This window comes from Rhizobium sp. SVR5-9E (assembly GCF_056755095.1).
Window position 1 is genome coordinate 21,845 of record NZ_JBNDHS010000046.1, and the last position, 19,167, is coordinate 41,011.

Here is a 19,167-nt window from a genome sequence, read left to right on the forward strand (position 1 = left end):
CATTTTCAGTTGATTGATATGTGACATTGCCCCATGTTTATTTTGTCGGGGCCATTGGTGCGGTCTGGCAGCAGGAGGCAACATGTCCTTTTCCACGCTGAAAAACAGACGGGAACGCGGCTTTTTTGACGGACAGTTCCTCATTGCCATGCCCGGTATGGAAGACAGCAACTTCTTCCGGACGGTCGTCTATATCTGCGCCCATTCCGATGCCGGCGCCATGGGCTTCGTGATCAACCGGGCCCAGAGCCTCACCTTCACCGATGTGCTGCTGCATCTCGAGATGATCAAGGACCATGAGCCGATCGTCCTGCCGGATCATGCCCTGAATTTCCCGATCCAGACGGGCGGCCCGGTGGAAAGCGGCCGCGGTTTCGTGCTCCATTCCGATGATTATATCAGCGACTCCAGCATCCCGATCAGCGACGATATCTGCCTGACCGCGACGCTGGACATCATCCGCGCGATCTCCAAGGGCACTGGGCCAAAGCGGGCGACTATGATGCTCGGTTACTCCTCCTGGGGCGCCGGCCAGCTGGAAATGGAAGTCGCCGGCAACGGCTGGCTGACCTGCGCGGCCAACGAAGCGCTGATTTTCGACCGCAGCCTCGACGACAAATACGAGCGCGCCCTTGCAGGGATGGGCATTACCGCCGCCATGCTCTCCGCCGAAGCCGGCCACGCCTAGCATCCGCTGTAGAGAGGCCTAAGCCCGCTTCGTCAGCGGAAAGCGTTCCTTCAGCAGGCGCAGAACCGAATCGGCGGCCATCGGCGGGCCGAAAAGGTAGCTCTGGCCATAGCGGCAGCCCATCTTGGCAAGCTCGATGGCGTCCTCGTTGGATTCGATCCCCTCGGCCACGACCTGCATCTCAAGCTCGCGCGCCATGGAAATGACCGACCGGAGGACGATGGCCTTCTTGTCGCTGTTGTCGCGAACCAGCGCCTTGTCGAGCTTGATGGTGTCGAACGGGAAGCGGGTGAGATAGGCAAGCGACGAGTAGCCCGTGCCGAAGTCGTCGAGCGCGAGGCCGAGCCCCGCTTCCTTGAGCTTCTGTAGCACCAGGCGCGCCTGCTCGGGATTTTCCATGACCATGGATTCCGTCAGTTCCAGCTTCAGGCGGGACGGGTCGCAATGTGTCTTGGACAGAACCGAACGCACATCCTCATAGAGTTCGTTGTTGAGAAGCTGCACGCTCGACAGATTGATGGAGACGTAGATCGGCAGATCGCCGGTCTGGTGCTGCCAGGCCATGAAGTCGTTGGTTGCCTGTTCGAGCGCGAACATGCCGAGCGGGCCGATGAGGTCCGAAGCTTCGGCAATTGGAATGAATTCCGAGGGCGGGATGTTGCCGCGCTTCGGGTGCTCCCAGCGCATCAGCGCCTCGAATCCGGCAATCTCGACATCCTCAAGCCGGGCGATGGGCTGATAGACCATCGACAGCTCCTTGCGCTCGATGGCGCGGCGGAGGTCCGATTCGAGCTGCAGCCGGTCGGCGCCGAAATCGCGGAAGGCGGGGCGGAAAGGTTCGACCCGGTTTCCGCCGGCGCGCTTGGCGCGATACATCGCCAGCTCCGCGTCGCTCAGCATGCCCACGGCGTTTTCCTGCTGGTCGACCCAGGAGGCAAGGCCGACCGAGGCCGTCAGTATGATTTCCCGATTGGCGAAGTTGATCGGCACCATGATTGCCTTGCTGACCGCATCGGCAAAATCGGCGATCTTCGCCGGGTCGCGTTCCGAGACGAGGATGAGCCCGAACTGGTCGCCGGCAAGGCGCGCCAGCGTGTCCTGGGGCTTCAGCAAGCGGCGCAGGCGGCGGGTAACCGCGATCAGAATGTTGTCGCCGGCGGCGATTCCCAGCGAATCGTTCACCAATTTGTACCGGTCGATGTCGATCACCATCACGGTCGGCCGCAGCGTATCGCCGCCGGGCGCGAGCGTCAGCACGGACTGCAGGCGGTCGATGAAGAGCTGGCGGTTCGGCAAGCCGGTGAGATTGTCGTGCAAGGCATCATGCAGGAGTCGCTCGACGGAGTTCTTCTGCTCCGTAACATCGACGATCGTGCCGACGCACCGGATGATTTCGCCATTCGAGCCGAGCACCGGCCGGGCGCGGATGAGAAGCCAATGGAAATGACCGTCCTCGGCGCGGACGCGGAACTCGTGGTTCAGCCGTCCGCGGCGATGCTCGAGAAGCACGTCCAGCGTGGCGCGGAACCGGTCGCGATCGTCGGGATGCAGCCAGGGCAGCCAGTTGCGGGCAGCGCCATGCATGGTGCCGGGCGAAAGACCGAGCTTGATGGAAACATCCGGAATGGTGACGACGCGGTCGCGCGCCACGTCCCAATCCCAAACCATGTCGCCTGAACCTGTAAGGGCCAGAGACTGCCGCTCGAGATCGGAAAACAGCCCCTGCTGGAAGGCACCGCCCGCAAAGGCGTGCTGCATGACGGTAAAACCGATCAGCAGCACGATCAGCACGAGACCGCCGCCCAACGCCGGCTGGATGATGTCATTGTCGAGCCGCCCGGTGATCGTTAGCCAAGCGCCGAAGATCCAGACGAGGATCAGCGCCCAGGCGGGCACCAGCAGGATCGCGCGGTCGTAGCGGTTGAAGCCGAGATAGATGATCAGCACGAGACCCATCGTTGCCGTCAGCGCGAAGGAAAGCCGCGCGATACCGGCCGCAATCGACGGGTCGTAGATCGCCACCCCGAAAAGCAGCGCAAGGCCCAGCACCCAGGCAAGGGTCGCGTAGCCGAGATGCGTGTGCCAGCGGTTCAAGTTCAGGTAGGTGAACAGGAAGATCACGAAACTCGAGGCCAGCGCCACCTCCGCGCAGGCGCGCCATATTCGCTGGTCCGCCGAAGCGATGCTGACGAGTTTGCCGAGGAACCCGAAATCGACGCAGATATAGCCGAGCACCGCCCAGGCGAGCGCGGCTGTCGCCGGCAGCATCGATGTTCCCTTGACGACGAAAAGGATCGTCAGGAAGACGGCCAGAAGGCCGGCGATGCCGAGCACGATGCCGCGGTAGAGCGTAAACGCGTTGATCGTATCCTTGTAGGCATCAGGCTCCCACAGGTAGATCTGCGGCAGTTCGGGCGTTGCAAGTTCTGCCACGAAAGTGATGACCGCGCCGGGGTTCAGCGTGATCCGGAAGACGTCGGCCTCGTCGCTCGGCTGGCGGTCGAGCGCAAAACCCTCGCTCGGCGTAATCGCCATGATGCGCTGGGAGCCGAGGTCGGGCCAGAAAAGCTTGGAGTTCACCAGACGGAAATGCGGAGCGACGATGACCCGGTCAAGCTGCTCTTCCGAGACATTGGCGAGCGCAAAGACGGCCCAGTCGCCCTGATGGTTGTCGGAGGTGGCGCGCACCTCGATGCGCCGGCGGATGCCATCGGCCCCCGCTGCCGTCGAAACCTGGAAGGCCTCGCCCTGATTGGTGTAGATTTCCGTCGTCGCGGTAAGGTCGAGCGCGGTATCGTCGCGGGAAATCTTTACCGGTTCCGCAGCCTGAGCGACGCCTGCAGCCAGCGCCAGTACCGACAGGACAAGAGCTGCGATCACCGCGATCAATCGGCCGTACGGCGATGTGGGCAGCATGCGGTTCGTGGTCATCGGCTGTCGGTTTTCCTGCCTGTATCCGCGTCGGTGGCAAGCAGTGAAAACATCACGTGGTCATGCCACTGACCGTTGATTTTCAAGTATCCGCGCAGATAGCCTTCCCGCCGAAACCCGGCTTTTTCGAGCAGGCGAATGCTCCGTGCATTTTCCGGAATACAGGCTGCTTCGATACGGTGCAACTCAAGCCCTGCGAAGATATAGGGTATAACCAACTGAAGTGCGGCGAACATATGGCCCTGACCGGCATGTTTCTCGCCCATCCAGTAGCCGATCATGCAGCTCTGCGCCGCGCCCCGGCGAATATAGCCGATCGTAATGCCGCCAAGCAGTTCCATGTCCGGCTTCGAGAACAGGAAAAGCGGTACTGCCTGGCCCGAGGCATATTCCTGCTTGCCGCGGATCACGCGAGCCCGAAAGGCGCCCTCCGTCAGTTCGTCGCGCCGCCATGTGGGCTCCCAAGGTTCAAGGAACTTGCGGCTGGCCGAGCGCAGCTTGTACCACTGGTTGAAATCCTGATAGCGCGGAAGCCTCAGGGCATAGCGGTCATTCTCAAGCTCCACAGCCTCCGGCTGCCGCGACAGGAAGCGAAAAACCGACTTTGGCATCGATCACTCCCGGCAGGATGCGCGGCTCAGCGGCTTGCGGTCTTGGACTGCGGCAAGGGAGCCGACAGCGAAGAGACGATGTCTTCCATTGGCGCAAGATGCTCGAGCGGGCCGATCGCCGAAAGCGTGGGCACCCTGTCGAAGAACAGACGGCCGGCGAGGTCCGTAAGACGTTCGACGGTGATGCCTTCGAGCCGCTCCATCATCTCCTGATTGGAGATTGGCACGCCGTAGAGCATCATCTGGCGAGCGATCTGGCCGGCGCGGGCGGCCGGGCTTTCCTGCCCCATCATAAGCTGCGCGCGGATCTGCGCGCGGGCGCGCTCGATCTCCTTCTGCTCAATCGTGCTGGCCGACTTGTGCAATTCGTTGATGATGACCGGCACCAGTTCCGGCAGGTTCTCGCCGCCGGTCGCCGCATGGATGCCGAAAATGCCGGTGTCGGAAAAACCCCAGTGGAAAGCGTAGATCGAATAGCAGAGCCCCCGGATTTCGCGCACTTCCTGGAAGAGACGCGAGGACATGCCGCCGCCGAGAATGTTGGCAAGAATCTGCGAACAGTAGAAGTCGCGGGCGTGATAGGCCTTTCCCTCGAAGCCGAGGAGGATCTGCGCGTCCATCAAGTCGCGGGTCTCGCGCACGTTGCCGCCGATATAACGGGCGGTCTCGATGACCGGCGGAGCGCTTGGTGCGGTCGGCAGGCCGGCGAAGCGCGTTTCCACCAGCCGCACGATTTCGTCGTGGTCGATCGCGCCGGCGGCAACGACGAACATGCGATCGGTCGTGTAGTTGCGGCTGAGATAGTTGCGGATCTGCTGCGGCGAGAACGAGACGACGGTTTCATGCGTGCCGAGGATGGGGCGGCCGAGCGTCTGGTTGCGATAGGCGGCTTCGGCAAACTTGTCGAAGACGACATCGTCAGGCGTGTCGTTCGCGGCGTTGATCTCCTGCAGGATAACCTGCTTCTCGCGTTCGAGCTCCTCTTCGTCGAATGCCGACTCGGTCAGGATGTCGGCGAGGATATCGACGGCCAGCGGTACGTGATCCTTCAGCACCCGGGCATAATAGGACGTCGTTTCGGTCGAGGTCGCAGCGTTCACTTCACCGCCGACGTCCTCGATTTCCTCGGCGATGTCGCGGGCCGATCGGCGCGCAGTACCCTTGAAAGCCATGTGTTCGAGCAGGTGGGCAATGCCATGCTCGTCTGCCGTCTCGTTGCGCGAACCCGATTTAATCCAAACTCCCAGCGCGACGCTTTCAAGATGCGGCATGGCTTGGGTCACTACTGTCAGCCCGGATGGGAGCCGGGTGCACTCTACTGTCATTGGTTATCTTTCTGCGCCTGCGGCATCAGGTCCGGGTATGCTTGCCGATAAAGCCCTCAACGGCTTTCAGTTCCGGATCGATGACTTGGAAGCGCTCCTCCTTAAGCATCAGATCAGCAAGCCACGTCGGAAGCGCCGGGTCAATACCGGACGCGGATTTTACGGCTGCGGGGAATTTTGCCGGGTGGGCGGTCGCGAGCGTCACCATCGGCGCGTTCGGCTTCTCGTGCTTCGCGGCAACGAAGACGCCGATCGCCGAATGCGGATCGAGCAGATAACCGGTTTCGGCATAGGTGTTCTTGATCGTCTGCGCCACCTGCTTCTCGCTAGCGCAGCCGGCGCGGAAATCCTTTTTGATGGCGGCAAGCGCCTTTGCGGAAATCTCGAAGCCGTTCGACTGCTTCAGGCTGTCCATCGCATGGCGCACCTTGGAGGCGTCGCGGTCATAGGCCTCGAAAAGCAGGCGTTCGAAGTTCGAGGAAATCTGGATGTCCATGGAGGGCGAGGTGGTCGCCTTCACTTCCTTCATGTCGTAGCGGCCGGTCTTCATCGTGCGGGCGAGAATGTCGTTCTCGTTGGTCGCGATGACAAGCTTGCCGATCGGCAGGCCCATCTTCTTGGCAGCGTAACCGGCAAAAATGTCGCCGAAATTGCCGGTCGGAACGGTGAACGAGATCTTGCGGTCCGGGCCGCCGAGGGCGATCGCCGTCGTAAAGTAATAGACGATCTGGGCCATGATCCGCGCCCAGTTGATCGAGTTGACGCCCGAGAGCCGCACCTTGTCGCGGAACGCGGCGTCGTTGAACATCGCTTTGACGAGGTTCTGGCAATCGTCGAAATTGCCCTTCACCGCCAGCGCATGAACATTGGCCGACGTCGAGGTGGTCATCTGCCGCTGCTGCACGGGCGAGACCTTGCCGTGCGGGAAGAGAATGAAAATGTCGGTGCGGTCGCGGCCGGCAAAGGCGTCGATCGCCGCCCCGCCCGTATCTCCGGACGTCGCGCCGACGATCGTCGCGCGCTCGCCGCGCTTCTCCAGCGCGTAGTCCATCAGGCGTGCCAGAAGCTGCATCGCCACATCCTTGAAGGCGAGCGTCGTGCCGTGGAAAAGCTCCATGACGAAGCTGTTCGGGCCGGTCTGCACCAAAGGCGCGATCGCCGGGTGGCGGAAGGTGCCGTAGGCTTCGTCGATCATCTTCCGGAAGATGTCGGCGGGGATTTCGCCATTGGTGAAGGGGGAGAGGATTGTAAACGCGATCTCCTGGTAGCTCTTGCCGCGCAGCGCGCGGATCTCCTTCTTGGAGAAATGCGGCCATTCGCGCGGAACATAGAGCCCGCCGTCACGTGCAAGACCCGTCAGCAAAGCATCGCAAAAGCCGAGAGAAGGGGCCTCGCCGCGGGTCGAGATGTAATCCACGTTCTTCATCCTTGAGTTAATGCCGGTGGAAATCCGGATAAGTGAGGCAGTCACCGGAATCGCTGCGGATCGAAATGTGCGTCAAAACGGTGCTTACCCAATCGATTTTTGTTCGCGCCGCTGATATAGACCATCGCAAACTGTCACGAAAGGCCCTCCAAACAAGACTTCGGGCCTACCAGAAAACTTTGTAAGAGGTGGAATAATCGTGTTCGGCAAGGTCTCGCGCTTCGTTGTTTCCGTATCCGTCGCGGCTGTTCTTGCAAGCTGCAATTCCTTGGGCGTCGGCGGCGACAGCAACAAGGCCGAAGCCCCCACGCAGCCGAACGGCAACGCGCAGATCATGCCGCTTGCCCCGCAGAACCCGTCTTCGAGCGACAAGTCGATCGGTACCGCCACCAATGCTTCCGGAAGCGTGCAGCCGGTGGTGCAGGGCTCGTGCCCGCAGATCTTCATGCGTGACCAGGACGCGATCTTCCGCACCTATGCCAAGGGCGGCAAGAAGCCGGCTGCCGGCGCCGATGGGCAGCAGCAGCCGACCGACCAGGTCGTCTATCAGGCCGCCTTCGGCGACTACACCCGCCAGTGCACGCTGAACGACCAGAACCTGACAATGACCGTCGTGGCGCAGATCCGCCTGATCGCCGGCCCGGCCGGCGGCCCCGGCCGCGTCACGTTGCCGATCCGGATTACCGCTGTCGACGGCGAGGATGTCGTCAATTCGCAGGTCGTGCCGTTTACCGCGGAAATTCCGGCGGGCCAGACTGCCGCGCAGGTGCTCTTCCGCCAGGATGGCTTCAAGCTGCCGGTCGGTTCCGGCGCGCTGGTCCGCGTCAATATCGGCTTCGATCAGGGCCCGGCCGCAAAGAACAAGAAGAGCTGAGGCGGAAAACTCCGCCCGGACTATTTGCGCCTCAGAGGACGCCTGCCCATTCCGACAGGGCAGCAACGACGCCGGGAAGGTCGCTCATCCGGGAAACAACCGTCTCCGCACCGGCATCCGTCAGCAGATCGGCGTGCGAGGGATAGGTATGCGATGCGCCGGTGAAACCGATGACGCGCATGCCGGCGGCGCGTGCCGCATGGATGCCGTGGACGGAATCTTCGACGACGACGGTTCTCGATGGCGAAACGCCCATTTTTTGCGCGCCGTGCAGGAAGATGTCCGGCTTCGGCTTGACGCGATCCGGCCCGAGATCCTTGGCGGAGAAGATGTTAGGCTCGAAAAGTTTCTTGAGGCCCACCTTGCCGAGCATCATGTCGAGCCGCTGCGTGCTTGAATTCGAGCAGACGCAACGCTTCAGGTTAATGCGGGAAACAGCGAACTCGACGCCGGGAATGGCCTGCACGTCGCGTTCGAGACGAAGGTCGAGCAACTTTTCGGATTTGTCGAGCAGTGAAGCCGAGAGCGGGATACTTGCCTCGCGCTCCACCTGCAGCAGAATGTTCTTCCAGGTCATGCCGGCAAAGCGCTCGGCCATCTCCTCGACGCCGATCGGATAACCTGCATCCGTCAGCAACTTGGATTCCACTTCCGCCGCGATGATTTCGGAATCGACCAGAACGCCGTCACAGTCGAAGATAATGAGGTCGAAGCCGTCCATAGTCTCAAGCCTTGTTGGGGATGCTGCCCTTTACACGATGGGTGCCGAAAGCTCAACCGGCAGGCTGGCATGGCTGGATTGCGCTTTGCGGGCGGCTTTGCCGCTTTCCTGCCGGAATTGGTTGCGGCTGCCCTCGGCTCAAGCCTCGACAAGCCAAATCCAGCCCTCTAATGGATACATATGGCCAAGGAACCTGAAGACACAATCGCAAGCCGCATCAGCCGGGTTCTCGCCGATCGCATCGTCCGCGGCGAATTGACGCCGGGACTGCGGCTTCGCCAGGATCACATCGCCGAGGAATTCGGCACGAGCCATGTGCCCGTGCGCGAGGCCTTTCGCCGGCTGGAGGCGCAGGGCCTTGCAATCAGCGAGCCGCGGCGCGGCGTTCGCGTTGCTTCGTTCGATCTGAAGGAGGTGCGCGAGGTTGCCGAGATGCGGGCGGCCCTCGAAGTACTCGCCTTGCGGCATGCTGCCAAGCATCTGACGCCGGCGATCCTCGATGCCGCCGAAGAGGCAACGCGCGAGGGCGACGCGGCGGCCGACGTTCACGCCTGGGAGGAGGCGAACCGAAGGTTTCATCGGCTGATCCTTGCGCCCTGCAATATGAACCGCCTGCTTGCGTCGATCGATGATCTGCATGCGGCGAGCGCCCGCTTTCTCTTTTCCGCCTGGCGTTCGGGCTGGGAAAAGCGCACCGATCACGACCATCGCGCCATTCTGCTGGCGCTGCGCCAGGGCAAGGCCGAAGAAGCTGCCGCCATTCTCGAAAAACACGTGCAATGGATCGGCCGCGCGCCGCAACCCATGCAGACCGGTGCGACCGCGCGCGACGCGTTTGCCATTGTCGGCTGACAACCTTTCGAAGCCGGCAGCATGCTCGGCTGGCTGGACGAGGCGAGGATCGGCTTTCCGGTGGTCGCCAATGGTTCGGGTGGACCTGCGCGGCTTGCAGAGCCGAAAATGCCTGGATGTTGGGCGTCGCTCCGTTTATCCTTGGTGGCGTTTTTGAAGTCGGCGCTTGCCGCCGCATCAGTCCTGAAGGGCATCCGCATCCACACGGAGTGCTGATTGTGACAGTCCGGCTACGTGGCCACCATCTGCTCTGCATGCTGACATTCGTCGGTGAAGGCTACACCCCGGCCTTCACCGCGAACTACCGGCGGCTCGCCGAGCGTCTTTCGGCCGGCGAGGAAATCGAGATCGTCTCCGGTCCGGACGATATCTGCGCGCCGCTTCTGCCCGAAGGTTTGCCGCACTGCCTTAGCCGGAGCGCGGTCGCGCGCGACGAGACTGCCGCCGAAGAAATCGGCCGATTGCTGCGTATTCCGATAGGCGAGGGAACGAAAATTGTGCCCGACGAGAAATTGCTGCGCAGGCTGCGCAGCAATTTTAAAGCTGGCACCATCCGCAGGGCCTGCGAGGAGTGCGAATGGAGCGAGCTTTGCGGCCATGTCGCCGGCAACGGCTTCAAGGACGCGCTTGTGGGTGCCCGTTAGGTTTCCACCGGGAAGAGCTGAAGGAACTGCCGCTCGCCCTCGGGCGAGAAGATCACCGAGCGGCTTTCGGCGTTCCGTCGAGCCCAGCCCTTATCGAAAAAGCTTGAAAGCAGGGCCTTGCCGAGGCTGCCGGCGAGATGTGCGCGGCGTTCGCTCCAGTCGAGACACGAGCGGCAAAGCGGACGGCGCGACGATTTGAGATCGGAGACATCAATGCCGATGCATCTCAACTGGCTCTCGCCTTCCGAGCTGACAGACAGGCCTTCGCCGACGGCGTTGATCGCGCCCGAGGCCACGAGGCTGTCGAGCATGCGCACGCCATAGTCTCCCGCCAGATGGTCGTAGCAGATGCGTGCCTTGCGCAGCGCCGGTTCCTTTGGTCCGGGGCGGTGGCGCAGGTGTCCGCGCGCGGCGGCAAAACCCATGATGCTTTCCAGCAGCTTGCCGACCCCATCGTCGGCAAGCGCGAAATAGCGATGACGGCCCTGCTTGCGCTGCGCCAACAGGCCGCCGGCTTCGAGCTTGGCAAGATGCGTGCTCGCCGTCTGCAGCGTGATGCCGCCTGCCGCTGCGAGCTCGGTCGCCGTCAGCGCCTTGCCGCCCATCAGCGCGGTCAGCATGTTGGCGCGGGCGGGATCGCCGATCAGCGCCCCGATTTGTGCGATGTCTGGTCCTTCTTTCATACTTCGATCGTAACCGAAGCATCTTCGTTCGGCAATGTGCGAAAACTGTCTCACAGAAAAAGGAGACAACGATGATTACCTGCTTCATCCGCTACGAGATCGATCCCTTCAAGAAGGATGCCTTTGCCAAATATGCCCGCAACTGGGGCCACGTCATTCCGCAAAACGGCGCCGATCTCATCGGCTATTTCGGCCCGCACGAGGGCTCCGCGACCACGGCCTACGGGGTCTACAACATCGAAAGCCTCGCCGCCTACGAGGCCTACCGCGCCCGCCTCGCGGCCGATCCGCTCGGCAGGGAAAACTATGAATTCGCCAAACGCGAGCGTTTCATCCTGAAGGAGGACCGCATCTTCCTGAAGAACGTCTCCGCTCCTCATGCCAAGCTGGTGCTGCCATGATCGCCGTCATCTTCGAAGTCGTCCCCTATATGGGCGAACGACACAAATATCTCGATCTCGCCGGCGATCTGCGCGCCGAACTCGAGAAGATCGACGGCTTCATCTCCATCGAACGCTTCGAGAGCCTGACCTTGCGGGGCAAGCTGCTGTCGCTGTCATTCTGGCGGGACGAAATGGCCGTCAAGGAGTGGCGGAACCTCGAAGCCCACCGCGCGGCGCAAAAGGCAGGCCGAAACGGCATCTTCGCCGACTACCGCCTGCGCATCGGCCACGTCCTCCGCGACTACGGCATGTTCGAAAGGGCGGAAGTGCCGGCGGATAGCAAAGAGGTGCACGCGGCGTAGTCAGGCTTGGTCCACCTGTTTTTGAATGGCTTCGACAGCGATCCGGATCTTCGGAAGTTCATCCACGATGACGCCCCAGATGATCCTGTCGGAAAGGCCATGATACTCGTGCCTCAGGACGTTTCCGATCGCCTTGACGCGCGGCCAGGGTATTTCCGGCCGGACGCTCTTGAGTTCGTCCGGAATTCTGCGGCTGGCTTCCGAGATGATCTCTACGGCTCGCTCCAAAGCGAGGCGCAGGATTATGTCATTCTGGTAGTCCGCGAATGACTTGCCGGCAATTGCTGCCTCGATGATGGCAATCGCCTCTAGAATGTCGCGCAGAAAGTGCCGAACCTCGCGAGGCATCAAAAGACCTGCAACGCTGAATTTTCGATCATGTCCTTCAACATGGGGTGAAGGCTGTCCCGCGTCGTGACGTCCACGGGCAAATGCAACTCGTCTTCCAGAAGGAGCTTGATGCCGATGAGATCGAAGGCGTTGAAGCGGCTCGCCGGATCGTAGTCGATAAAGAGGTCGAGGTCGCTCGCCGGGCCTGCCTCGTCCCTTGCCACGGAGCCGAAAAGGTAAAGCGAAGTCGCACCGAGTGCCCGGATGGCGTCGGCCTGTCGCTTCAGTTGCTCGATGGCGTCACTTCTCTTCATAAAATCAGTTTAGCGTAGCGGAGACTTTTGTTCCACGCCCTCTATTTATTTCCCGAAATCATGCACCGCTTCAGCCTTTGGTAACCAACTTGGGTAACCATAACGGCGAGTAAAGCGTAATGTGTATGAGCGAGTATCCATATGGCGTCAGTTTTTCCGCTTGCCGATCTCAAGACCTCCGCAAAGCCGGGTTCTTGGATCGACACGATCATCAAGGGTGATTGTGTCGCTGCCCTCGAAGCTTTGCCGACCAACTCCGTCGACGTCATTTTTGCCGATCCACCCTATAATCTTCAGCTCGGCGGCACGCTTCATCGTCCGGACCAGTCGCTTGTCGACGCCGTCGATGACGAGTGGGATCAGTTCGCTTCCTTCGAAGCCTATGACGCTTTCACCCGCGCCTGGCTGCTTGCCTGCCGCCGCGTGCTGAAGCCGACCGGCACGATCTGGATCATCGGCTCCTATCATAACATCTTCCGCGTCGGCGCCACGCTGCAGGATCTGAATTTCTGGATCCTCAACGATATCGTCTGGCGCAAGACCAATCCGATGCCGAATTTCAAGGGCCGCCGTTTCCAGAACGCCCATGAGACGATGATCTGGGCAAGCCCCGATGCCAAGGCGAAGGGCTATACCTTCAACTACGATGCCATGAAGGCCGCCAACGACGACGTGCAGATGCGCTCGGATTGGCTGTTTCCGATCTGCAGTGGTGGCGAGCGCCTGAAGGGCGACGACGGCAAGAAGGTCCATCCGACCCAGAAGCCGGAAGCCCTGCTTGCCCGCGTCATCATGGCATCATCGAAGCCCGGCGACGTCATCCTCGACCCGTTCTTCGGCTCCGGAACGACGGGTGCAGTCGCCAAGCGCCTCGGCCGCCACTTCGTCGGGATCGAGCGCGAGCAGGATTACATCGATGCAGCTTCGGCCCGTGTCGCCGCCGTCGAGCCGCTCGGCAAGGCCGAACTCACCGTGATGACCGGCAAGAAGCAGGAAGTTCGCGTCGCCTTCAACGTCCTGGTCGAGAGCGGGCTTATCAAGCCAGGCCAGGTGCTGACGGATGCCCGCCGCCGCTACAGTGCCATCGTTCGCGCCGACGGCACGGTAGCCTCCGGTGGCGAAGCGGGTTCAATTCATCGTCTCGGCGCGAAGGTGCAGGGACTTGATGCATGCAATGGATGGACGTTCTGGCATTTCGAAGACGGGCAATCCCTGCGCCCGATCGACGATTTGCGCTCGATCGTCCGCAGTGATCTGGCAAAGGCGGATTGAGCAGCGGCTTGGCCTGATCGAGACTGCCTTCTTCCGTTTTTTGTACCTCCAGTCGCGGAAGAAGGCCCATGGCGCCCGGGGATCAACACCTCCGGGCGCCTTTCGTTTGTGATGCGGTCTAGCGCTTGAGAAGAGCCAGCCGCTCCTCATCCTCGTCCCGCTGTCGGCCGCCGATCGCAGCAGCCACACAGGCGCAGAAAGCGCCGACGAAAAGCGATAACGCGCCGGCAAGCGCGGCGACAGACGCCGCCTTGCGGGCGGTATCGGCTGCCTCCTTCGCGGCTGCCTTGGCATCGTCGATACGCTTCAGTGTCGCATCGACACGAGCCTTGGCATCAGCCTCGGAGAGACCGGTGCGGGATGCCACGACCTGATCCAGGTAAGTACGGTCGTCCGGGGCGATTTCGCCGCTCGTCGCCCCGCTGACCAGGATGCGCGACACCTCGGCGCTCACTTGCTCGTTGCTTTGATTGGCCGGCGGGGTGCGTGGGTCGGCCGGGCGAAGCAGCGCGTCGGTGAAGTAGGATGGCGAAAAACCGCTCGTCATCTCGTCCGTATTGGCAGCGGCGGCTGCCGCACCGGCTGTGCCGGCAGCGCCGACTGCCGACGCAGTCGCCTGCGCGCCCGCGCCGATGATCGAAGAGACCGCCGAACTCAGCAGGGATGCGACGACGAGCGTCGCCAAAGCCCAGGCAAGGAAACCGTGCGCCGTGTCGCGGAAGAAGATTTCATAGGTGTGGAGGCCCGCCCATTTGGTGCGAAGCCTGCCAGTCAGGTAGCCGCCAAGAGCGGCAGAAATCCATTGCACGAGGACCAGCCAGATGGCAGCGGATGTGCCGATCGTCGTCAGCGAACTGCTGTCATTCTCCCAGGGCGAAATCATCGTCAGTCCGAGGCCGGAGCCGATCAGCATGAGAACCAGGGTCATGACCGTCGCGGCAAGCGCTCCGGCGATGATTGGTCCCCAGCTGACGGCGGACGATGAGGATTCGAGCGGTATGTCGTTTGTCGTAGTCGTCTCGATTATCGTCATTGCCGCCTCTCAATGCCAGAACAGCAGGATCAGCAGAATGAGCGGAATCGGAACGCCCAGCAGCCAAAGCAAAATACCTCTACCCATCGTAACCTCCTTCCGGCGCGGCCGGTCTCATTGATTTTTCAACAGCCGGTCCGAAAGCCGGCTGTATTCAAACATCAAAGAGAGGTAATTGTTCCTAAGGAGAGCCGTTCGTTCAAAAAGCCTGGTAATCGGTTACCTCGACATGGGTGACGCGGCCCTCGTCGTCGAAGGTGATTGTTTCCTCGCCTTCGCGGATAAGCGGCTTGCCGCTTCTGCTGTGCGTCGCCCGCACCGACCAAACGGCGCGCCCGGCGTTCGGGCTCACCTTTTCGATCAGCGTATCGACCGCCGTCTGGTCCGGATAATCGTCGAAATACCTCCTGAAGGCAGTCATGATGGCGTGCCGGCCGGCAAGACTTCCGACGCAGTTCGACACATAGGTCGCGTCCTGGGCGAAACAGTTCTCGATCGTTTCGAAATCGAGTGCATTGATCGCGCCGTGAAACAGCTTGATCGCGTCGACTGGATCGAATGCCATCGTCAAACGCTTACGCCATAAGAGGCAAGATCGTTGCGCAGTTTTGCAGCGCCGGTGAAGAGCACAGCCTGCCAGCCCGCCGCCTTGGCGCCTTCGACATTGGGAAGCGAGTCGTCGATGAAGATCGTCGCCGCCGGCTCCAGCCCGAAGCTCTTGGCATGCGTTTCGTAGATCGCCACATCGGGCTTGATCAGCCGGACATCGCCCGAAACGGTGACACCGCGCGGCTTCGTCAGGAAGGGGAAGCGCTCTTGCGCCTCGCGGAAGGTGTCGGATGCGAAGTTCGTCAGCATCGTCACATCGCGGCCCTTTGCAATCAGCCCCTCCATGATCGCCACGCTGTCCTCGTAGGCATGAGGCACCATCTCGTGCCAGTACTTGCGGAATGCGCGGATGTGCTCTTCCCGCGTCGGGTGGGTTTCGATCAGCAGCGCCTCGGCATCCGCCCAGGTGCGTCCGCGGTCCTGCTCGACGTTCCAGTCGTGGGTGCAGACGTTATCGAAGAACCACTTGCGCTCGGTCTCGTCGGGAATAAGGCGGCTGAAGGGAATGTTCGGATCGTAATGGATGAGAACTTTGCCGATATCGAAAACAATGTGATTGATGGATGCAGTCATGTGTCATCTCTTCAGAGTTGTAAACGCGAGAGGAATAGCGGTTGCGATCGCTTTTTTCATGATGGTCGGCAGCGCCTGAGCTTCAAGATTTGTAACCGGCTCCCACCATCCGTCATCCATCTGAACTCGGGATGGGATCGCCGTTCGATAAATCGAGAGCCTCAGTTCGAAATGTGTAAAGACATGGCTGACGGTGCCGCATGCCTCCCATTGTGCGGGGAAGGGGGCTGCGTCCGTGGAAGTCTCGCCGTCGGCCCTCGATGTCCATGCCGTCGTCGGCACCTCCATCATGCCGCCGAGGAGACCGCTTGCGACTCGCCGCCGCAGGAGGATATCGCCTTCCGCCGTGACCGCGATGAAGGCGGCGCCGCGCCGCATTGGCTTTTCCTTCTTGGCCGCCTTCACCGGAAACTGCTCCGGGTCATGCAGCCGAAGCGCCTCGCACGATCCCCTGAACGGACAGAGCGAGCAAGCTGGCCGCTTCGGCGTGCAGATCGTTGCGCCGAGGTCCATCATCGCCTGGGCGAAATCGCCCGGGCGGTCGGCGGGCGTCAGCAGCGCCACCTTCTGCTTCATCAGCGGCTTGCCGGCCGGAAGCGGTGTGGCGATCGCGTAGAGCCTGGAAATCACTCGCTCGACATTACCGTCCATGACGGCGGCGCGCCGGTTGAAAGCGATCGCCGCGACGGCCGCCGCCGTATAGTCGCCGATGCCCGGCAGCGACTTGAGACCGTCCTCCGTATCCGGAAAAACGCCTTTATGCTGCGCGGCGACGGCTTCGGCGCATTTCTTCAGATTGCGGGCGCGCGCGTAATAGCCGAGCCCAGCCCAGGCCGCCATGACGTCCTCGCTCGGTGCCGCCGCGAGATCGAGAACAGTCGGCCAGCGCACAAGGAAATTCGCAAAGTAGGGCTTCACGGCCTGCACGGTCGTCTGCTGCAGCATGACTTCCGACAACCAGACGCGATAGGGATCGGCCCTCACGCCGCGCGCCGCCATCGGCGGTGAAACGCGCCAGGGCAGATCGCGGTGATGCCGGTCGTACCAGTCAAGCAGGGGTTGCGCGGTGGGCGCGTCGAGTGTCGTTGAGGTCATCATTTGCCGCGGGACGGGGAAGTGCCCTATACTTGGCGGAGTAACCGCGGCCGATCAAGGCGGCGGCGCCGAATGGCGACGGCATCCGAAGGTTTCGATGAGTTATCCACGCAAAGGTGAACAGCAGATCTCCGAACTGACGAACGGACTGATCGATCCGGTGCTTGCGCGGCGGGCGGGGATCAATACGGCGCTGCTCGGCTCCTGGGACGAAATCGCCGGTGAGGATTTCGCCGATTGCACTCGGCCGGAAAAGATCGCATGGGCCCGCGGTAGCGAAGACGGCACCTATAGGCCCGGCGTCCTCACGATCGCCTGCGAAGGTGCCCGCGCCCTTTTCCTCACGCATGCGCAGGGCGAGCTGATTCAGCGCATCAACAGCTTCTTCGGCTTCGCCGCAGTTCACCAGATCCGCATCGTGCAGAAACCCGTGTCGCCGGCCCCCAAGCGGTCCCGCACGCCGCCGCCTCTGAAGGGCGAAGCAGCCCGCAGGCTCGACGGCATGATGGAGGGCATCACGGACGACAAGCTGCGCGAGGCGGTCAAGCGGTTGGGCACTGCGGTTCTGGGCAGGAAGGGCAGGTAGAATCAAAAGAGCCGCCTTCGAAAAGGCAGCTCTTGATGATCGGGAACGACGTCCCGGCGGCCTCAGGTATTGAAGAACAGACTGTGGTCCATGCCGGACAGAATGGCGCCCGTGTTGAGAACAGGATTGTCGTTGTAGTGCGCCAGAATCGCGTTCTGATCGTTCGCCATCAGGGCGAATTCAGCAACGATTTCAAGATAGTTGTCCTGCAAGACGGTGGATGTCGGGTCGAGGTTGGTCACGAATACGAGACCGGTGGGCGGCGCGTCGGTCAGTATGATCCGCAGGTCGGGACGATATTTCTTCAGGATCGGGACGATCTTCCATACGTCTCCGGTCCACCAGCCAGGAAACGCCGTTTGGGCGCTCAACTGGTTGGCGGTTTGCAGATCGCGGTTGACCATGGCTTCGCCGAGAGGCAGGCAGTCGTGCATGCAGATCAGCGTATTCCGGGAGCTGATGCGTTCCGTATTGTAGAAGTCGCGGAGGAGATATTCGAAAAGATGCATGCCGTCGAGGAAGCACAGATCCGGACGGCCCCCGAATTCGCCGACGACATCGATATCGCTGAAGAAGCGATCGCTGGTCATATGAAACAGGCTTATCCGCTTCTTGCGGGCCGCTACGTTGGCCGTGATGATGAACTCGGGATCGACTGCAAAAGCGGTTTCGGCCGCTACATGGCTGAACGTAATGCCTCTCTGGACGCCGATCTCCAGGTACCGCTTCACGCTCCGCTTTTCGGAGAGACGCGATAATAGCTCATTATAGGTCGTGCCCGCATGACGGGATGGAAGATCCATAATCTTTGGCCTGCCTGTTTGTGTTGGTATTCGCAGATCGCGGCGATGCTCAGTCACAGAAAGCGCGCGCATCCCGATTAATGAAATTCCGCTTGTGCGAACCTTAAGGCGTCCCGGACCGCCTGGATTTGGCGGATCACTTGCTTTTGGACCCATCAAGGTCACAATTCTTTGAAGAAAGTTGGCGAAGCGTGCCTTGTTCGCGGCGGCATGCCGTTATATCGCACATGCAGCCGCTCTTTTGATTAGGGGAACCCATGCAGATCTCTGAAATGCAACTGACGAAACGCCAGCTTCTTTGCGCAATGGCCGCCGCGACTGCGACCTTGGCAGCCTCCGGAGCTGCCGATGCAGCGCCCGAGATTCCGCAGCCCGATGGCGACGTCGACATGGCGGCAGTGCTCAAGCCCGGTCCCCTGCCGGAAATGGCGCTCGGCAAGGAAGATGCTCCGGTGACCATCGTCGAATACATGTCGATGACCTGCCCGCACTGCGCGCATTTCCACAACACGACCTTTGACGAGATCAAGAAGAAATACGTCGATACCGGCAAGGCGCGCTTCATCATCCGCGAGTTCCCGTTCGATCCGGCCGCTGCCGCCGCCTTCATGCTCGCTCGCTGCAATGCCTCAAACGCGGAAGAATTGAGCACGCCGGAGCAGTATTTCCCGATGGTGGCCATGCTGTTCAAGCAGCAGGAAACGTGGGCGGCAGCCGAAGATCGCCGTGCGGCACTTCTCCAGATGTCCAAACTCGCTGGATTTACTGAGGATAGCTTTACGAAGTGCTTGACGAACCAGAAGCTTCTGGATGAAGTGAATGCGACCCGGGAAAGGGGCGCCAAGGACTTTGGCGTCAACGCCACGCCGACTTTCCTCATTAACGGGAAGCGCTATTCTGGAGACATGCCGGTTGACACCATGTCGGCCCTCATCGATAGCCTGCTCTGATCCGAACCGTTTGAAGACAACGGGCGACGGCAATAGCCGTGCGCCCGTTTTTTATTTTGCGCTATCCCTTCTCCCCCCGGGGGAGAAGGTGCCCGAAGGGCG

General features: G+C 61.3%; 23 protein-coding genes. 10 read left to right on the forward strand and 13 right to left on the reverse strand.

The features are described from left to right. The first annotated feature begins 82 nt into the window (after positions 1–82). Positions 83–688, forward strand: a complete 606-nt coding sequence (locus ACPYOJ_RS20070) for a YqgE/AlgH family protein (protein ID WP_481417816.1) — start codon at positions 83–85, stop codon at positions 686–688. Between the two features lie 18 nt (positions 689–706). On the opposite strand, the gene ACPYOJ_RS20075 is transcribed toward ACPYOJ_RS20070, so the two are convergent. The 4 genes from ACPYOJ_RS20075 to thrC are packed head-to-tail and all read right to left on the reverse strand — an operon-like array spanning position 707 to position 6,972. Next, positions 707–3,619, reverse strand: a complete 2,913-nt coding sequence (locus ACPYOJ_RS20075; protein WP_481417817.1) for an EAL domain-containing protein — start codon at positions 3,617–3,619, stop codon at positions 707–709. Next, the gene (locus ACPYOJ_RS20080; protein WP_481417818.1) at positions 3,616–4,230 is read right to left on the reverse strand and encodes a GNAT family N-acetyltransferase; all 615 of its coding nucleotides are present in this window, start codon (positions 4,228–4,230) and stop codon (positions 3,616–3,618) included. The genes ACPYOJ_RS20075 and ACPYOJ_RS20080 overlap by 4 nt, the downstream gene beginning before the upstream one ends. Positions 4,231–4,256: 26 nt before the next feature. After that, positions 4,257–5,555: a M16 family metallopeptidase gene (locus ACPYOJ_RS20085; protein ID WP_481417819.1), complete on the reverse strand. Its 1,299-nt coding sequence runs from the start codon at positions 5,553–5,555 to the stop codon at positions 4,257–4,259. Between the two features lie 25 nt (positions 5,556–5,580). Continuing rightward, positions 5,581–6,972: a threonine synthase gene (thrC, locus tag ACPYOJ_RS20090; protein WP_481417820.1), complete on the reverse strand. Its 1,392-nt coding sequence runs from the start codon at positions 6,970–6,972 to the stop codon at positions 5,581–5,583. 205 nt (positions 6,973–7,177) lie between these two features. On the opposite strand from thrC, the gene ACPYOJ_RS20095 reads away from it, so the two are divergent. Next, positions 7,178–7,855: a hypothetical protein gene (locus tag ACPYOJ_RS20095; RefSeq protein ID WP_481417844.1), complete on the forward strand. Its 678-nt coding sequence runs from the start codon at positions 7,178–7,180 to the stop codon at positions 7,853–7,855. Positions 7,856–7,886: 31 nt separating this feature from the next. Here ACPYOJ_RS20095 and ACPYOJ_RS20100 read toward each other — a convergent pair whose 3' ends face one another. Beyond that, the gene (locus tag ACPYOJ_RS20100; protein ID WP_481417821.1) at positions 7,887–8,576 is read right to left on the reverse strand and encodes an HAD family hydrolase; all 690 of its coding nucleotides are present in this window, start codon (positions 8,574–8,576) and stop codon (positions 7,887–7,889) included. A gap of 180 nt (positions 8,577–8,756) precedes the next feature. Here ACPYOJ_RS20100 and ACPYOJ_RS20105 point away from each other — a divergent pair, with 180 nt between their 5' ends. Genes ACPYOJ_RS20105 through ACPYOJ_RS20115 form a run of 3 tightly spaced genes read left to right on the forward strand, consistent with a single transcriptional unit; the run spans position 8,757 to position 10,072 of the window. Then, a complete protein-coding gene (locus ACPYOJ_RS20105; RefSeq protein ID WP_481417822.1) occupies positions 8,757–9,428 on the forward strand; it encodes a GntR family transcriptional regulator in 672 nt (223 codons plus the stop codon). 21 nt (positions 9,429–9,449) lie between these two features. Beyond that, positions 9,450–9,644, forward strand: a complete 195-nt coding sequence (locus ACPYOJ_RS20110) for a hypothetical protein (RefSeq protein ID WP_481417823.1) — start codon at positions 9,450–9,452, stop codon at positions 9,642–9,644. Positions 9,645–9,646: 2 nt separating this feature from the next. Beyond that, positions 9,647–10,072, forward strand: a complete 426-nt coding sequence (locus ACPYOJ_RS20115; RefSeq protein ID WP_481417824.1) for a DUF1284 domain-containing protein — start codon at positions 9,647–9,649, stop codon at positions 10,070–10,072. Here ACPYOJ_RS20115 and ACPYOJ_RS20120 read toward each other — a convergent pair. Beyond that, positions 10,069–10,755: an ArsR/SmtB family transcription factor gene (locus tag ACPYOJ_RS20120; protein WP_481417825.1), complete on the reverse strand. Its 687-nt coding sequence runs from the start codon at positions 10,753–10,755 to the stop codon at positions 10,069–10,071. The genes ACPYOJ_RS20115 and ACPYOJ_RS20120 overlap by 4 nt on opposite strands. A gap of 71 nt (positions 10,756–10,826) precedes the next feature. On the opposite strand from ACPYOJ_RS20120, the gene ACPYOJ_RS20125 reads away from it, so the two are divergent. Both ACPYOJ_RS20125 and ACPYOJ_RS20130 read left to right on the forward strand, forming a co-directional pair. Next, the gene (locus ACPYOJ_RS20125; protein ID WP_481417826.1) at positions 10,827–11,156 is read left to right on the forward strand and encodes an NIPSNAP family protein; all 330 of its coding nucleotides are present in this window, start codon (positions 10,827–10,829) and stop codon (positions 11,154–11,156) included. Next, positions 11,153–11,500, forward strand: coding sequence for an antibiotic biosynthesis monooxygenase family protein (locus ACPYOJ_RS20130; RefSeq protein ID WP_481417827.1), 348 nt, complete (start codon positions 11,153–11,155; stop codon positions 11,498–11,500). The genes ACPYOJ_RS20125 and ACPYOJ_RS20130 overlap by 4 nt, the downstream gene beginning before the upstream one ends. On the opposite strand, the gene ACPYOJ_RS20135 is transcribed toward ACPYOJ_RS20130, so the two are convergent. Beyond that, entirely contained in the window at positions 11,501–11,848 is a 348-nt protein-coding gene (locus tag ACPYOJ_RS20135; protein WP_481417828.1) for a HepT-like ribonuclease domain-containing protein, read from the reverse strand. It lies immediately after the preceding gene. Beyond that, entirely contained in the window at positions 11,848–12,144 is a 297-nt protein-coding gene (locus ACPYOJ_RS20140; RefSeq protein ID WP_481417829.1) for a nucleotidyltransferase family protein, read from the reverse strand. Before ACPYOJ_RS20140 ends, ACPYOJ_RS20135 begins: the two co-directional genes overlap by 1 nt. Positions 12,145–12,285: 141 nt before the next feature. Here ACPYOJ_RS20140 and ACPYOJ_RS20145 point away from each other — a divergent pair, with 141 nt between their 5' ends. Beyond that, positions 12,286–13,416 (forward strand): DNA methyltransferase, encoded by a 1,131-nt coding sequence (locus ACPYOJ_RS20145; RefSeq protein WP_481417830.1) that lies wholly within the window; start codon positions 12,286–12,288, stop codon positions 13,414–13,416. 118 nt (positions 13,417–13,534) lie between these two features. Here ACPYOJ_RS20145 and ACPYOJ_RS20150 read toward each other — a convergent pair whose 3' ends face one another. The 4 genes from ACPYOJ_RS20150 to mutY all read right to left on the reverse strand — a co-directional run bounded on the left by ACPYOJ_RS20150 (position 13,535) and on the right by mutY (position 16,726). Next, positions 13,535–14,449: a hypothetical protein gene (locus tag ACPYOJ_RS20150; protein ID WP_481417831.1), complete on the reverse strand. Its 915-nt coding sequence runs from the start codon at positions 14,447–14,449 to the stop codon at positions 13,535–13,537. Positions 14,450–14,648: 199 nt separating this feature from the next. Next, positions 14,649–15,014, reverse strand: coding sequence for a nuclear transport factor 2 family protein (locus ACPYOJ_RS20155; protein WP_481417832.1), 366 nt, complete (start codon positions 15,012–15,014; stop codon positions 14,649–14,651). A gap of 2 nt (positions 15,015–15,016) precedes the next feature. Next, positions 15,017–15,631 (reverse strand): HAD family hydrolase, encoded by a 615-nt coding sequence (locus tag ACPYOJ_RS20160; protein ID WP_481417833.1) that lies wholly within the window; start codon positions 15,629–15,631, stop codon positions 15,017–15,019. A gap of 3 nt (positions 15,632–15,634) precedes the next feature. Then, complete coding sequence (gene mutY, locus ACPYOJ_RS20165) at positions 15,635–16,726, reverse strand: A/G-specific adenine glycosylase (RefSeq protein ID WP_481417834.1); 1,092 nt, start codon at positions 16,724–16,726, stop codon at positions 15,635–15,637. Positions 16,727–16,823: 97 nt separating this feature from the next. Between mutY and ACPYOJ_RS20170 the strand changes: the two genes are divergently transcribed. Then, the gene (locus tag ACPYOJ_RS20170; protein WP_481417835.1) at positions 16,824–17,312 is read left to right on the forward strand and encodes a DUF721 domain-containing protein; all 489 of its coding nucleotides are present in this window, start codon (positions 16,824–16,826) and stop codon (positions 17,310–17,312) included. Positions 17,313–17,374: 62 nt separating this feature from the next. On the opposite strand, the gene ACPYOJ_RS20175 is transcribed toward ACPYOJ_RS20170, so the two are convergent. Continuing rightward, positions 17,375–18,043, reverse strand: a complete 669-nt coding sequence (locus ACPYOJ_RS20175; protein ID WP_481417836.1) for a class I SAM-dependent methyltransferase — start codon at positions 18,041–18,043, stop codon at positions 17,375–17,377. Between the two features lie 329 nt (positions 18,044–18,372). On the opposite strand from ACPYOJ_RS20175, the gene ACPYOJ_RS20180 reads away from it, so the two are divergent. Beyond that, the gene (locus ACPYOJ_RS20180; RefSeq protein ID WP_168828668.1) at positions 18,373–19,065 is read left to right on the forward strand and encodes a DsbA family protein; all 693 of its coding nucleotides are present in this window, start codon (positions 18,373–18,375) and stop codon (positions 19,063–19,065) included. Positions 19,066–19,167 lie beyond the last annotated feature (102 nt).

Bases quoted from the DNA above. Each gene is read 5' to 3' on its own strand.
- ACPYOJ_RS20070 (WP_481417816.1), top strand. From the start codon at position 83: ATGTCCTTTTCCACGCTGAAAAACAGACGGGAACGCGGCTTTTTTGAC.
- ACPYOJ_RS20075 (WP_481417817.1), bottom strand. From the start codon at position 3,619: ATGACCACGAACCGCATGCTGCCCACATCGCCGTACGGCCGATTGATC.
- ACPYOJ_RS20080 (WP_481417818.1), bottom strand. From the start codon at position 4,230: ATGCCAAAGTCGGTTTTTCGCTTCCTGTCGCGGCAGCCGGAGGCTGTG.
- ACPYOJ_RS20085 (WP_481417819.1), bottom strand. From the start codon at position 5,555: ATGACAGTAGAGTGCACCCGGCTCCCATCCGGGCTGACAGTAGTGACC.
- ACPYOJ_RS20100 (WP_481417821.1), bottom strand. From the start codon at position 8,576: ATGGACGGCTTCGACCTCATTATCTTCGACTGTGACGGCGTTCTGGTC.
- ACPYOJ_RS20105 (WP_481417822.1), top strand. From the start codon at position 8,757: ATGGCCAAGGAACCTGAAGACACAATCGCAAGCCGCATCAGCCGGGTT.
- ACPYOJ_RS20110 (WP_481417823.1), top strand. From the start codon at position 9,450: ATGCTCGGCTGGCTGGACGAGGCGAGGATCGGCTTTCCGGTGGTCGCC.
- ACPYOJ_RS20120 (WP_481417825.1), bottom strand. From the start codon at position 10,755: ATGAAAGAAGGACCAGACATCGCACAAATCGGGGCGCTGATCGGCGAT.
- ACPYOJ_RS20125 (WP_481417826.1), top strand. From the start codon at position 10,827: ATGATTACCTGCTTCATCCGCTACGAGATCGATCCCTTCAAGAAGGAT.
- ACPYOJ_RS20130 (WP_481417827.1), top strand. From the start codon at position 11,153: ATGATCGCCGTCATCTTCGAAGTCGTCCCCTATATGGGCGAACGACAC.
- ACPYOJ_RS20135 (WP_481417828.1), bottom strand. From the start codon at position 11,848: ATGCCTCGCGAGGTTCGGCACTTTCTGCGCGACATTCTAGAGGCGATT.
- ACPYOJ_RS20140 (WP_481417829.1), bottom strand. From the start codon at position 12,144: ATGAAGAGAAGTGACGCCATCGAGCAACTGAAGCGACAGGCCGACGCC.
- ACPYOJ_RS20145 (WP_481417830.1), top strand. From the start codon at position 12,286: ATGGCGTCAGTTTTTCCGCTTGCCGATCTCAAGACCTCCGCAAAGCCG.
- ACPYOJ_RS20150 (WP_481417831.1), bottom strand. From the start codon at position 14,449: ATGACGATAATCGAGACGACTACGACAAACGACATACCGCTCGAATCC.
- ACPYOJ_RS20155 (WP_481417832.1), bottom strand. From the start codon at position 15,014: ATGGCATTCGATCCAGTCGACGCGATCAAGCTGTTTCACGGCGCGATC.
- ACPYOJ_RS20160 (WP_481417833.1), bottom strand. From the start codon at position 15,631: ATGACTGCATCCATCAATCACATTGTTTTCGATATCGGCAAAGTTCTC.
- mutY (WP_481417834.1), bottom strand. From the start codon at position 16,726: ATGACCTCAACGACACTCGACGCGCCCACCGCGCAACCCCTGCTTGAC.
- ACPYOJ_RS20170 (WP_481417835.1), top strand. From the start codon at position 16,824: ATGAGTTATCCACGCAAAGGTGAACAGCAGATCTCCGAACTGACGAAC.
- ACPYOJ_RS20180 (WP_168828668.1), top strand. From the start codon at position 18,373: ATGCAGATCTCTGAAATGCAACTGACGAAACGCCAGCTTCTTTGCGCA.